General features: G+C 50.8%; 11 protein-coding genes. 5 read left to right on the top strand and 6 right to left on the bottom strand.

Going from position 1 to position 12,718, the window contains the following annotated elements; genetic code table 11:
• The 3 genes from ABUA47_RS16540 to pncB form a co-directional block, all read left to right on the top strand.
• A partial coding sequence (locus tag ABUA47_RS16540; protein ID WP_349831776.1) for an HlyD family secretion protein occupies positions 1 to 859 on the top strand: 859 nt, incomplete at its 5' end.
• Positions 856 to 3,246: an ABC transporter permease gene (locus ABUA47_RS16535; RefSeq protein WP_347774509.1), complete on the top strand. Its 2,391-nt coding sequence runs from the start codon at positions 856 to 858 to the stop codon at positions 3,244 to 3,246. The genes ABUA47_RS16540 and ABUA47_RS16535, both read left to right, overlap by 4 nt.
• 240 nt (positions 3,247 to 3,486) lie before the next feature.
• Positions 3,487 to 4,671: a nicotinate phosphoribosyltransferase gene (gene pncB, locus ABUA47_RS16530; protein WP_057281158.1), complete on the top strand. Its 1,185-nt coding sequence runs from the start codon at positions 3,487 to 3,489 to the stop codon at positions 4,669 to 4,671.
• A gap of 31 nt (positions 4,672 to 4,702) precedes the next feature.
• Here pncB and ABUA47_RS16525 read toward each other — a convergent pair whose 3' ends face one another.
• The 5 genes from ABUA47_RS16525 to ABUA47_RS16505 all read right to left on the bottom strand — a co-directional run bounded on the left by ABUA47_RS16525 (position 4,703) and on the right by ABUA47_RS16505 (position 9,388).
• Positions 4,703 to 5,272 carry a cob(I)yrinic acid a,c-diamide adenosyltransferase gene (locus ABUA47_RS16525; RefSeq protein ID WP_119992732.1) on the bottom strand — a complete coding sequence of 190 codons (570 nt, stop codon included), beginning with the start codon at positions 5,270 to 5,272 and terminating at the stop codon, positions 4,703 to 4,705.
• Positions 5,273 to 5,275: 3 nt separating this feature from the next.
• A complete protein-coding gene (locus ABUA47_RS16520; protein ID WP_005829300.1) occupies positions 5,276 to 5,869 on the bottom strand; it encodes a zeta toxin family protein in 594 nt (197 codons plus the stop codon).
• Positions 5,869 to 6,066 carry a hypothetical protein gene (locus tag ABUA47_RS16515; RefSeq protein WP_005836934.1) on the bottom strand — a complete coding sequence of 66 codons (198 nt, stop codon included), beginning with the start codon at positions 6,064 to 6,066 and terminating at the stop codon, positions 5,869 to 5,871. The genes ABUA47_RS16520 and ABUA47_RS16515 overlap by 1 nt, the downstream gene beginning before the upstream one ends.
• A gap of 143 nt (positions 6,067 to 6,209) precedes the next feature.
• Positions 6,210 to 7,928: a fimbrillin family protein gene (locus ABUA47_RS16510; RefSeq protein WP_035448418.1), complete on the bottom strand. Its 1,719-nt coding sequence runs from the start codon at positions 7,926 to 7,928 to the stop codon at positions 6,210 to 6,212.
• Between the two features lie 50 nt (positions 7,929 to 7,978).
• Complete coding sequence (locus ABUA47_RS16505; RefSeq protein ID WP_349831775.1) at positions 7,979 to 9,388, bottom strand: cobyrinate a,c-diamide synthase; 1,410 nt, start codon at positions 9,386 to 9,388, stop codon at positions 7,979 to 7,981.
• 94 nt (positions 9,389 to 9,482) lie between these two features.
• Between ABUA47_RS16505 and ABUA47_RS16500 the strand changes: the two genes are divergently transcribed.
• The gene (locus ABUA47_RS16500) at positions 9,483 to 10,913 is read left to right on the top strand and encodes a phosphotransferase (RefSeq protein WP_057098096.1); all 1,431 of its coding nucleotides are present in this window, start codon (positions 9,483 to 9,485) and stop codon (positions 10,911 to 10,913) included.
• A 25-nt stretch (positions 10,914 to 10,938) separates the two neighbouring features.
• Positions 10,939 to 11,691, top strand: coding sequence for a nucleotidyltransferase family protein (locus tag ABUA47_RS16495; protein WP_347774505.1), 753 nt, complete (start codon positions 10,939 to 10,941; stop codon positions 11,689 to 11,691).
• An 83-nt stretch (positions 11,692 to 11,774) separates the two neighbouring features.
• Here the strand turns inward: ABUA47_RS16495 and ABUA47_RS16490 are convergent.
• The coding region (locus ABUA47_RS16490) for a TrkA C-terminal domain-containing protein (protein WP_349831773.1) at positions 11,775 to 12,718 on the bottom strand (944 nt) is incomplete at its 5' end.

Below are 12,718 nucleotides of genomic sequence, written 5' to 3'. Positions count from 1 at the left end.
ACGTATCAGCGGGAAGCTGCCCGGACGTGTGGACTCCTTCCTCGTACAAGAGGGCGACTGGGTGAAGGCAGGCGATACGCTTGTCGTCATCAACAGCCCCACCATCGAAGCCAAATACCGCCAGGTGAATGCCCTGGAGCAGGTGGCCCAGGAGCAGAACAAGAAGATAGACGCCGGTACCCGCCGCCAGATTGTGGCCACCGCCCGGCAACTCTGGAACAAGACGCAGAGCGACCTTGCCCTCGCCAAGACTACTTACCAGCGCATTGTAACGCTTTATAAGGACAGTGTCGTCACCTCCCAGCGGCGTGACGAGGTGGAAGCCATGTACAAAGCCGCCCAAGCCGCCGAACGTGCCGCCTACGAGCAATACCAGATGGCCGTGGACGGAGCGCAGAGCGAGGACCGTGCCTCGGCCCGCAGCCTGGTGGAAGCGGCGCGAAGCACCGTCGATGAAGTCTCCTCCCTCCTCGTCGACTCCCGTCTCACCGCTCCCGAAGACGGCCAGATAGCCACCATCTTCCCAAAACGCGGAGAGCTGGTGGCCCCCGGCACTCCCATCATGAGCCTTGTCGTGATGGACGATGCACACGTGGTACTGAACATACGCGAGGACCTGATGCCGCAGTTCAAGATGGGAGGCACTTTCCGTGCCGATGTCCCCGCCATCGACGGCAAGGACATTGAATTCCGCATCTATTACATCAGTCCGCTGGGCAGCTTCGCCACCTGGAAATCCACCAAACAGACGGGCAGCTATGACATGCAGACGTTCGAGATACACGCACGTCCCACACAGCAGGTAGAGGGATTGAGACCGGGGATGTCCGTACTCTTAAAAATGAAGAATAAAAAATGAAAGATAAAGAATTTGGCTACGCAATGAAAGCGCTCCGCATGGTTATCCGTCGCGAATGGCACCGCATGACCTCCCGCCGTCTATACCTCGGCGTCTGCGTCGTGCTACCCTTGCTCTGTCTGTTCTTCATGGCCACCATCTTTGGAAACGGACAGATGGAGAACATTCCCGTGGGTATCGTCGACCTGGACAACACTGCCACTTCGCGCAATATCTCCCGACGCATCTCTGCCGCCCCCACCTTCCGTGTGACGGAGCACTTCACCGACGAAGCCGACGCCCGCCGGGCATTGCAACAGAAGGACATATACGGCTACCTCGTCATCCCGCCCCGCTTCGAACAGAAGGCGGTGACGGGAACTGGCGCAACGCTCACCTATTATTACCACTATGCCCTTCTTTCGGTAGGCAGCGAGCTGATGGCAGCGTTCGAGAATACGCTTGCCCCCGTGGCGCTCTCGCCCATCGTGATGCAGGCCGAAGCTCTGGGAGTCAGCGGAGAACAGATACAGACCTTTCTGCTCCCCGTAGAAGCCAGTACCCATCCCCTCTACAACCCGGACATGGACTACTCCATCTACCTGAGCCAGCCTTTCTTTTTCGTACTGTTCCAGATACTCATCCTGCTCACCACCGTCTACTCCATAGGCAGCGAACTGAAATTCGGCAGCGCCGGCGAATGGCTGGAGATGGCACGGGGCAATATCCTCACTGCCGTAGCAGGGAAACTGCTGCCCTATACCCTCATCTTCTCGTCCATCGGTATCCTGGCAAACTATGTACTGTTCGGCCCGCTACATATCCCCTTCGCTGGCAGTCTGTGGCTGATGAATGCAGTGACCGTGCTCTTCATCATCGCTACCCAGGCATTGGCGGTCTTTATCTATTCTGTCTTTCCCAAGATTGCCTATATCATCAGTGTAGTATCCATGGTGGGGTCGTTGGGGGCTACGCTGTCCGGAGTCACGTTTCCCGTTACAGCCATGTATGCGCCCGTGCATGCGGCCTCCTACCTCTTCCCCGTGCGGCACTTCACGGAGGCGGCACAAGCCATGATTTACTTCGATGCAGGGTTTGCCTACTTCTGGCAGTCGGTAGCTACACTCTTCATCTTCCTATTGGCAGCACTGCTGATACTGCCATTGCTGAAATGGTGGATAAAAAAAGAGATAAGGGAAGAAGCAATCTCCGCCTCCCCATCACCTTGCCCACCTACCGCATTGTCAACAGCTTCCGTCATCCGCCACGAGTGGCATGCCATCGCCACCAATCCCGCCATCCTGCTCGTGCTGGCAGGCGGTATCTTCCTCTACGGACTGCTCTACAACTACATGTACGCCCCCAACCTGGTGCGCAAGGCTCCCGTCGCAGTGGTAGACCTCTCCCACTCCACCCTCAGCCGCGAATACATCCGACTGCTCGACGCCACTCCCCAGACCGCCGTCTACGGCCAGACACCCAACATCCTCGAAGCCCGCCAATGGATGAAGCAGGGCGACGTGGCAGGCATCCTTTACCTGCCTGCCGACTTCGAGGCACGTGTAGCACGGGGCGAGACTTCGGTCTTCGTACTCTATGCCGCCACGGACGCTTTCCTCAACTTCAAAGGACTGCAAGAATCCAGTGCGCGCGTCATGCTTGCCGTGAACGATGCCCACCGCATGGAGGGCACCGTATTCCTACCTCCGCAAGGACTGCTGGCAGTGGCTTCGTCCGCTCCCGTCAGCGTGTCCGGCACGGCGCTCTACAACTATACAGAGGGCTACGGTTCCTATCTGATTCCCGCCGTCCTAATTGTCATCATCTTCCAGACGATGCTGATGGTGATTGCCATGCTGACGGGCGAGGAAGCGGAAGCCCGAAGAAAAGGAATACGGCTGATGCGTGCCGACTCATTGAAGGATACATTACGGATTGTCGGAGGCAGGACCTTCGTATACTTCATGCTCTACGTGGTGTTTTCCCTATTCCTGCTGGGACTGTTGCCGCACCTGTTCAGCATCCCACACATCGGCAGCGGAGGAGACATCGTCACAATGATGATACCCTTCCTGCTGGGCACGAGTTTCCTTGCCCTGGCCGTCTCCCGCTGGTTTACAGACTCCGAAGCGCCGTTGCTGATGATAGCCTTCTTCTCTGTGGGCTATATCTTCCTTTCGGGCGTGTCCTATCCGCTGGAGCTGATGCCGTGGTATTGGCAGACAGCCCACTATCTGTTTCCGGCAGGTCCTGCCGTACTTGCTTTTGTAAAACTGAATTCAATGGGTGGAACGCTGGCCGACGTATGGCCGCAGATGTTGACGATGTGGATACAAGTATTGGTCTATGGAACTTTGGCGCTCTGCACTACACGCCACCTCTACGGAAAAGGAAAAGTGAAGGCATAAAAAAAGGCTATCTATCCCAGACAGCCAATCTTTTGTTAACCTTAAATCTAATACTATGAAAAACACATTGCAAATATACGGACTCCTCCGAATTCTCCAAAATTTCAGCTCATAACGGTCTTATTTATAACATGGTTTAATAGGAATATGCCGTTGTTAACAGATAGAGGCTGGTCAAATAAGAAATTTTCACTATCTTCATCCCCAAAATCGAACATCATAACTAAAGAATATTTTGCCATGATTCATACCATACTCGATACAGACCTTTACAAATTCACCACCTCGTATGCCTACATCAAATTGTTTCCCTATGCCATGGGCACTTTCAGCTTCAAGGACAGAGACGACACCGCCTATACGGACACGTTTCTGAAGGAACTGCAAAAGGCGGTGGACAGCCTGGCACAGACCGTACTTACTGCCGAAGAGCTGGAATACATGACCCGCCACTGCCGTTTCCTGCCGAGGGTCTATTGGGAGTGGCTCTCCTCCTTCCGCTTCCAGCCGGAGAAGGTAAGCATCCATCTGGACGAGGACCGGCACTTGAACATTGAAATCACGGACTATCTGTACAAGGCCACCCTTTACGAAGTCCCCCTGCTTTCCATCGTATCCGAAATAAAGAACCGTTCTTTGGGAAACGTGGCCGACATGGACGGCATACTCTGCAAACTGTCCGAAAAGGTGGCACTCTCCAACCGACACCAGCTATATTTTTCGGAGTTCGGCACCCGGAGACGCTTCTCGTTCGAGGTACAGGACAAAGTCATAGACCGTCTGAAGGAAACCGCCGAATACTGTACCGGGACTTCCAACTGCCACTTCGCCATGAAATACGGCATGAAGCCTATGGGGACGCATCCGCATGAATGGTTCATGTTCCACGGCGCACAGTTCGGCTACAAACACGCCAACTACATGGCCTTGGAAAACTGGGTGAACGTGTACGACGGTGACTTGGGCATCGCACTGTCCGATACCTATACCTCCGGCATTTTCTTAAGTAACCTGAGCCGCAAGCAGGCCAAACTATTCGACGGTGTACGCTGCGACTCCGGCGATGAATTCGATTTCACCGACAAGCTCGTTGCCCGCTACCGCGAACTGGGTATCGACCCTACCACTAAAACCATCGTCTTCAGCAATGCGCTCGATTTTGGCAAGGCACTCGACATCCAGGAGCATTGCAGGGGCAAAATCCGCTGCTCCTTCGGCATCGGCACCAATCTGACGAATGATACCGGATTCAAGCCCTCCAACATCGTAATGAAACTGACGCAATGCAAGATGAACGTCAACCAGGAATGGCGCGAATGCGTGAAGCTGTCCGACGATGCAGGAAAGCATATCGGCAGCGAAGCGGAAGTACGGGCATGTCTGTATGATTTAAGGCTCGGACAGCAAATAGAACCCCTATGCTGAAAACAGCTTCCCGGCGGTTAGCGATAAGTGCTTACTGTCTTTTCCTTTTGTAGGCAAACTCTTGCCATTTCTCCTCCGGCCAGTCCTGCCGCTGCATCTCCATGCGGGCCATGACGAAGAACAAGTCCGAAAGGCGGTTGATGAAGCGCAGAATATCCTCGTTCACGGGGTCTTGGCGATGGAGTGTCCACAAACGGCGTTCGGCACGGCGGGCCACGGTACGGGCAAACTGCAGTTGGGCTGATATGGGAGTGCCACCAGGCAAAAGGAAGTAGCCGTTGTCCGTCAGCAGGACGGTCATGGCATCCATCTCCTGCTCACAGCGCAGCGTGAGCTCTGCGGCAGAAAGCGGATTAGGGTTCACCACTCCCGAGGGAGTGGCCACATGGCTCATCACCACCATCAGTTCCCGCTGGACAGCATGCAGCAACTCCTGCCATCCATCTTCTGCCGCCAGCATGGAGCGCACGATACCAATCACGGCATTCAATTCATCAAGGCATCCGTTTGCCTCGATACGGATATCGTCTTTCGGCACGCGCATGCCACCATGAATACCTGTTGTTCCTTTGTCTCCAGTTTTGGTATAGACTCTTTTCATTCTCTATTTGATAAGGAACTGTGCCCACTGCGGGATTTCCTCTACATATTGTTTGAAGAGGGTCCCGTTTACAGTGCGGAACAATAATCGAGGAATTTGATTTTCTATTGAATTATCGTAGACATATACCCTATCAACCAAGGATATTGCTTTGCCTATATTCAATAACGATTTATAATAACGGGAAATAATTTTGGAAATGGGAACTTCATGCCCTCCATTCAAATAGCGCTGTGTAATACGCCGTACATTTATCTCAGGATTATTTGTACAGACAAAAAAAATGCGAATAAAAAATCCTGCTTTTTTTGCTTCTTCAACAAATGCAAGTTTTTCGTCTGAGGAAAAGACTGTTTCAAATACAAAATCTTGCCTTTTCCTTAAACACTCATAACGCATTTTAGTCGCCAATTCTGCTGCCTTCAATACTGCAACGGGAGAATTCCAATCACCATATTGTTCTTGCGCTATATTATCAGGATTAATGTAAAGGCTATTTTCTGCCCATTCATTATGAAGCAGTTGCACTGTCGTAGAAGTTTTACCCGAACCATTCGGACCAGCTACTATACAAAGTGTCGGATTTTTTTCGTTCATCACATGGATATATCACTTACATTTTTAGCTCTATATGCTTTCAATTTTTCTCTCACCTCTTGCATTCTCCGCTCCAATTCTCTTTTTGCCTTGCGAGAACTTTCACGGGCCGCAACAGCCACTTGTTCCATCAAAGCATGCAGTTGTTCATCAGTAGGGTCTTCCAAAGAAGACAAGCGATAAGTATTCAGTTTCATAATCATAATATATTTAAATGAAAACAAAGATACTCCACTATTTCGAGAACACAAACGAAATTACATAAAATATCAATGCGCTATCCGGACTTTTTCATAATGAATTCAAACTTAGATTAGGACTATTTTTAATCAAGGAATGATTAAAATGCAAAAAACGGCCGGACATGCCATGCAGAAGTCTTATTATATCCTTGTAAGCAAACCCTTTCCCACTTATATAAGGGATCATCAATATGCCAGAGAAGCATCCAGCTTCTATCTTTATCATATTGAGAACTGCAACTGAAACCAAGTCTGTAGTTCACGTTAAACTGCGGTAACGATTTACCAACTTTGGATAACTGTCCTTCTAATTTATCTAACGTTTCCTGTCCCCACTTTTCATCTTGTAAACCATTACCGGTATTGTGTTGGAAGTTTTCCGGAGATCTTCCACAAATATTCACCAACATATCAAACCATTGCCCTATACTTGGCAGAAACCACGGACTGCGTTCAATCCCATCCGGTACCTTATTGCTGTTATTGTAAGTTTTCACCAGATAAAAAGCACGACAGTCGCTTACAAAAGATGCATCACCCTCATGATTTGCCAGCATCTGTAAAGTTTCAGAGTAGCCATTCATGTTATTCTTGATTCTACTAAAATCATGCTTTGACTTTACATCAGCTATTGATATTGTGTCAATACCCACTTCGATTAAATCCACCGGTCCCCAATTCCCTTCTTTCAAACTATCCAACATCATCACATAGGCATGATTCCATCCCTTTTCATTGCACTTCTTGTCTGTCATCCTTTTCGGATCGCAAGTAATTACCATTCCGATAGCATTTTTATAATCATAGATTTTCCCATCTTCTTCCAACATTCCATTTCCTGGATGTACCTCTATTCTTCTATCGATTTCGTTCTGAAAGATAAAATCCCCGGGATAAAGCTTTCTTTCTATACTTCCTTTACCGGGTACGGGACTGATAACTTTCAGAGTATAGCATTTTCCAGAAACAAGAGTGATGGAGCTGCCCGAATAATTTATCTTTATATTCGTATCATCTCTTCCATTGGTAGTCGTATAGTTTCCGGTAACCCGTGCATTTGCTTGTGGCGGAACAATGGCACAATATTTCAAAGAATCTATCTGATATGGAGTAATACCATTCAGACTCACATTAATAGCTACCGAGTCTGTTCCTAAAACCCTCGATTCCATATGGTAAACAAAGCCTGCCTTTTCAGGAGCAAAACAACCTACGTATACTTGCGGTTGCAACACAAGCAATGCAAACTGGTGTTGAAACTGCAAGCTCAAGATTATTCCGGAAGAATTGTCAATAGCAGGTACGCCGGTGGCAATCAACAAGTCGCTGACAATATGCTTTTCTGTTGTGGACTGGTCTTTCGAAGGTTGCAGTTTTTCATTCCCGGTCAGTGAGGCAATAGCTCCGTCCATACCCTTTGAGACATCTATTGTGATATTCCTCCTATATGGATAGTATGCGACATAACTCACTCCATCATACCAATAAAGTGTACCATTTCCCACCGGATTCCAACTGCCGCTTGACCTATTGTAAACCAATTTGGCATTATCAATATCATCCATTATAGCACCGTCCTTTATGGCAAAAACACCAATCGAATCACCATCGACAAACTCCATTTTAAGATGTTCATCCTTTACAGAGGTACGTGTAGAGGACTTTCCTGCATGGGATAACTCTTCAAAATCAGCTACTATAGCCCGGATTGTAAAGGGGACTCCCTCACAGCCCGTAGACCTTTTCTCTATCGCAAAGATACAAACAAATTTGGAATATAAATATGCAGAAATACCGGGACTTTTCAAGCAAAACATGAAAGGAAAAAGAAGGAAAGTCCAGCAGATTCAAAAGATGTTTTACAAGATTAGGCTCCACCGAACAAAGACATCACATCCATCTCGCCCCAATACAGATGTGTATAGCTGGCAATCAGGTTCTTATAACGAAAAATGGGAGTAGCGACCTTCTCTCCTCTGGCATTGAAAACCTGCACTATCGAGGGAGTAAGACTGTACGCACCACTTTCTTTTCCACCAGCTTCGGGCACAGCAAGCTGCGTATAATGGAATTCGTGTCCTTTAAGCCGCCATCCGTTATAGTCGAACCGACGGTATCCCAATGTCAGTTTCCTGCGTTTACGCTCGTTCGTGATGCTGAAAGGTAATACTCCCACCATCTCATTTCCGACATTGCTTACACTGTTCCCGGTGCTTCTTCCGTCTGTATCACTGCCTCCCCCGTCCGTATCCCCATCAGAAAGAACGGACTGCGAAAGATATATCATCCCCCCGCATTCTGCCAGCGTCCTGCCACCAGCCTCTATATAGCTGCGGATAGACTCCCTGGCAAGCCTTGCCCCGGCAAGTTCCTCCAGACGGTTCTCGGGATAGCCGCCGGGCAGATAGAGCAAATCCGTCTCTTGCGGAATAGCCCGGTCCTGCTCCGGATTGAAGAAAGTGACCGTGCCCATACAGCGCAGAATATCCAGATGCTCCGCATAGAGGAAGGAAAAGGACTCTTCGTTGCGCGCTACCGAGATATGCAGCTTCCCCGGCTCTGATAGTACCGACTTCTCCTCCACAGCCGCCGCAGGCAATGGAAGCCCGATTGTCGAGAGTAGCAGTTCCCAGTCCACATGTTCCTCCAGCAAGCCTGCCAGCATGTCCAGCCCCTCCGTCTCCTTAGAACGGCTGAAATCCAGCCCCAGATGGCGTGACTCCTGCTCCAGTTCCTTCCGTTTGGGCAGATAGCCCAGACAAGTCACGTTCAAGTCTTCACAGACCTCCTGCAGCATCCGGTAGTGGTGGGGTGAGCCGACACGATTGAAGATAACTCCCGCAATACGTATATCCGGACGGAAATTGATGAACCCCGACAACAAAGGAGCCATGGAATAGGCAGCCGACTTGGCATCGACCACCAGCACCACAGGAATACCCAAGAGCCGTGCCACTTCTGCCGACGAGCCCCGGTCGCGGTCGTACCCGTCGTACATCCCCATCATCCCCTCGACCACGGCAACATCAGCATCTGCCGAATAGCGTGCATACAGACTGCGGACATGCTCCGGAGATGCCATGAAAGTATCCAGATTGATGGAAGGACGGCCACATACCGCCTCGTGATACTTAGTATCTATATAATCGGGACCGCACTTGAAAGGCTGCACCTTCAGACCTGTCTTCACAACCAATGCCATCAGTCCACGACTGACGGTGGTCTTTCCACTGCCCGATGTAGGGGCGGCTATGAGAAACTGAGGAATGGAATCCATTATGAAGCTATCAAATTAAATATTTTCCTCCTGCAAAGGTAAGCATATCTCCGACAAAAGTTTTATCTTAGCTGCGAAAATAAAACATACCACCATGATAACCGAAGAACTTAAGAAACTCTACATCGCACATACCGGACACGAACCGGAACAGATTGACGAACTCCCCTCCTCCGGCTCCAACCGCCGTTACTTCCGCCTCATCGGAAGTCCTACACTTATCGGCGTCAGCGGAGAGTCTGTGGAGGAGAACCGCGCCTTCCTCTACATGGCAGAACATTTCCGCCAGAAAGGACTGCCCGTACCGCAAGTGTTCATCCGCTCCGAAGATGATATCTATTATCTGCAAGAAGACCTGGGCGACTCGCTCCTATTCAATGCCATCGAGAAAGGCCGCAAGACCAGCGTATTCGGTGAGGAAGAGAAACAGTTGCTGCGCAAGACCATCCGTCTGCTGCCCGCCGTACAGTTTGCCGGAGCCGACGGCATGGACTTCTCCTACTGCTACCCGCAGGCAGAGTTCAATAGCCGCAGCATTCTGTGGGACTTGAACTACTTTAAATACTGCTTCCTCAAGGCTACGGGAATGGACTTCCAGGAAGACCGGCTGGAAGATGACTTCCAGAAGATGGCAGACGTGTTGCTCCGTAGCAGCTCCGCCACCTTCATGTACCGCGACTTCCAGAGCCGTAACGTTATGATAAAGGACAACGAGCCGTGGCTCATCGACTTCCAGGGCGGACGCAAAGGTCCGGTCTACTACGACGTTGCCTCCTTCTTGTGGCAGGCCAAAGCAAACTATCCCGACAGCCTGCGCCAAGAGTTGCTGAAGGAATACATCGACGCCCTGCGCAAGTACCAGCCCGTGGACGAGGCTTATTTCTATGCCCAGCTTCGCCACTTCGTATTGTTCCGCACCATGCAGGTGCTGGGTGCCTATGGTTTCCGCGGTTACTTCGAGAAGAAGCCCCACTTCATACAAAGTGTCCCCTTCGCCATCGAGAACCTTCGCCAACTGCTCCAAGAACCTTATCCAGAATATCCCTACCTCTGCCGGATTCTGCGCGAACTTACCGAGCTGAAACAGTTTACAGACGACCTGCAAAAGCGTCGCCTCGTGGTGAAAGTCACCAGCTTTGCCTACAAAAAAGGTATCCCCGAAGATTCCACGGGCAACGGAGGAGGTTTCGTCTTTGACTGCCGCGCTGTGAACAACCCCGGCAAGTACGAGCGTTACAAACCCTTCACGGGACTGGACGAACCCGTTATCCGCTTCCTGGAAGACGACGGCGAGATAGCCGTATTCCTGGAGCATGCCTACGCCCTTGTCGACGCTTCCGTGAAGCGCTACATGGAACGCGGCTTCACCAATCTGTCTGTCTGCTTCGGCTGCACCGGCGGACAGCACCGCTCCGTGTACTCGGCACAACACTTGGCGGAACATCTGCACAAGAAGTTCGGCGTACAAGTGAACCTGATACATAGAGAACAGAATATTGAACAGACGTTTAAGGCCAAAGTTTAATGTGCTAATGTGAGAATATGCCAATATGAAAGCCATGATTTTCGCCGCCGGCCTGGGCACCCGGTTGCGCCCCTTGACGGACAACATGCCCAAGGCCCTCGTTCCCGTAGCAGGAAAGCCCATGCTGGAACGGGTGATACTGCGGTTGAAGGAAGCAGGATTCAACGAGATAATGGTCAATATCCACCACTTCGGGGAGCAGATTATCGACTTCCTCCGTGCCCACGACAACTTCGGCACGGAGATTCACATCAGCGACGAACGCGGCATGCTGCTCGACACCGGAGGAGGCATCAAAAAGGCACGCCCCTTTCTGGACGGACAAGAACCTTTTCTGGTGCACAACGCGGATATTCTGACGGATATTGACCTTGCAGGTCTCTATCGCCACCATCTGGAGAGCGATGCGGAGTCTACCCTGCTTGTGAGCGAGCGCAAGACTTCCCGCTATCTCCTTTTTGACGACGACTACCACCTGCACGGCTGGATAAACAAGTCCACCGGAGAGGTGAAACCGGCAGGCTTCGACTACCGGGAAACGAAGTACCGGGAACTCGCCTTCGGAGGTATCCACATCATCTCCCCCTCCCTCTTCCACCTGATGGACGATGGGCAGTGGAACGGCAAGTTCTCCATCATTCCTTTCTACTTGTCCGCCTGCACAAAGGTGCACATACAAGGCTATCCGCTGCAAGGATTCCGCTGGTTCGACATCGGCAAACCGGAGACACTGGCACAAGCGGAGGAATACTACAAACAAAAACAACAAGTAATGTAAAGCAGCCTAACATTACTTGTTAGCTCTCTTTACATTACTTGTTATCAAATCAACCTATGTACCATAGATTATCTATGGTGAAACTACGCCAGTGCCAGTATCAGCAACTGAGCCGTCAGCACCCGCAGGAACATAGCCAGCGGATAGACCGTGGCGTATCCCACCGCAGGGGCATCGCAGGATGTCAAGTCCGAGGAATAGGCCAATGCAGGTGGATTGGTGTTAGCTCCGGACAGCACACCTATCAGCGTATAGTAGTTCAGCTTCCAGAAATAGCGCCCCATGAATCCTGTCACCAGCAACGGAACGACCGTGATGATGGCCCCATAGCCAATCCACACATAGCCGCCTTCGTAGATAATGGTATCGATGAATCCCTTTCCTGCACCCAACCCCACGCAGGCCAGGAACAAGGCGATACCGATTTCGCGTATCATCAGATTGGCACTCATCGTCGTGTAGGTTATCAGCTTATATTGAGGCCCGAAACGGCTGATGAGGATGGAAACCACCAACGGTCCACCGGCCAGTCCCAGTTTCACGGGTTGGGGAATGCCGGGGAACATGAACGGCAGACTGCCCAAGATACATCCCAGGGCAATACCCAGGAAGATAGGAATCAAGTTTGGATGGTTGAGACGCTTCAGCGAGTTTCCCAATACCTTCTCCGCATGGCTCACGGCAAGCTCACTGCCTACAATCGTCACACGGTCTCCCATCTGCAACTGCAAGTGGGGAGTTGCCACCAGATCCACGCCCGAACGGTTGATACGGGTGATGCAGGCACCGAAGTTGTTACGTATCTTGAGCTGAGACAGAGACTTGCCGTTCAGTTCCGGCTTGGTGATGAGGATGCGGCGTGAAATCAAGTTCTTGTCCTCCCGTTCCCACTCCACCGAAATTTTTCTTCCGAAGAAGGCAACAATGGCCTCCACATCTTTCGGGTTGGCAATGAACAGAATTTCATCCTGCATGTGCAGCACCGTATCGGCATTCGCCAGTTCTGTTTCCTGACTGCCGGTGTGCC

Source organism: Bacteroides sp. RTP31139st1_H2_RTP31139_211217 (assembly GCF_040227615.1).
Lineage (GTDB): Bacteria > Bacteroidota > Bacteroidia > Bacteroidales > Bacteroidaceae > Bacteroides > Bacteroides uniformis.
Note: the sequence above shows the minus strand (reverse complement) of the source record. Positions and strands in the feature narration are given on the sequence as shown.

Excerpts from the sequence above, each read along its gene's own strand:
- ABUA47_RS16535 (WP_347774509.1), top strand. The coding sequence starts at position 856 with ATGAAAGATAAAGAATTTGGCTACGCAATGAAAGCGCTCCGCATGGTT.
- pncB (WP_057281158.1), top strand. The coding sequence starts at position 3,487 with ATGATTCATACCATACTCGATACAGACCTTTACAAATTCACCACCTCG.
- ABUA47_RS16500 (WP_057098096.1), top strand. The coding sequence starts at position 9,483 with ATGATAACCGAAGAACTTAAGAAACTCTACATCGCACATACCGGACAC.
- ABUA47_RS16520 (WP_005829300.1), bottom strand. The coding sequence starts at position 5,869 with ATGAACGAAAAAAATCCGACACTTTGTATAGTAGCTGGTCCGAATGGT.
- ABUA47_RS16505 (WP_349831775.1), bottom strand. The coding sequence starts at position 9,388 with ATGGATTCCATTCCTCAGTTTCTCATAGCCGCCCCTACATCGGGCAGT.
- ABUA47_RS16515 (WP_005836934.1), bottom strand. The coding sequence starts at position 6,066 with ATGAAACTGAATACTTATCGCTTGTCTTCTTTGGAAGACCCTACTGAT.
- ABUA47_RS16510 (WP_035448418.1), bottom strand. The coding sequence starts at position 7,928 with ATGTTTTGCTTGAAAAGTCCCGGTATTTCTGCATATTTATATTCCAAA.
- ABUA47_RS16495 (WP_347774505.1), top strand. The coding sequence starts at position 10,939 with ATGAAAGCCATGATTTTCGCCGCCGGCCTGGGCACCCGGTTGCGCCCC.
- ABUA47_RS16525 (WP_119992732.1), bottom strand. The coding sequence starts at position 5,272 with ATGAAAAGAGTCTATACCAAAACTGGAGACAAAGGAACAACAGGTATT.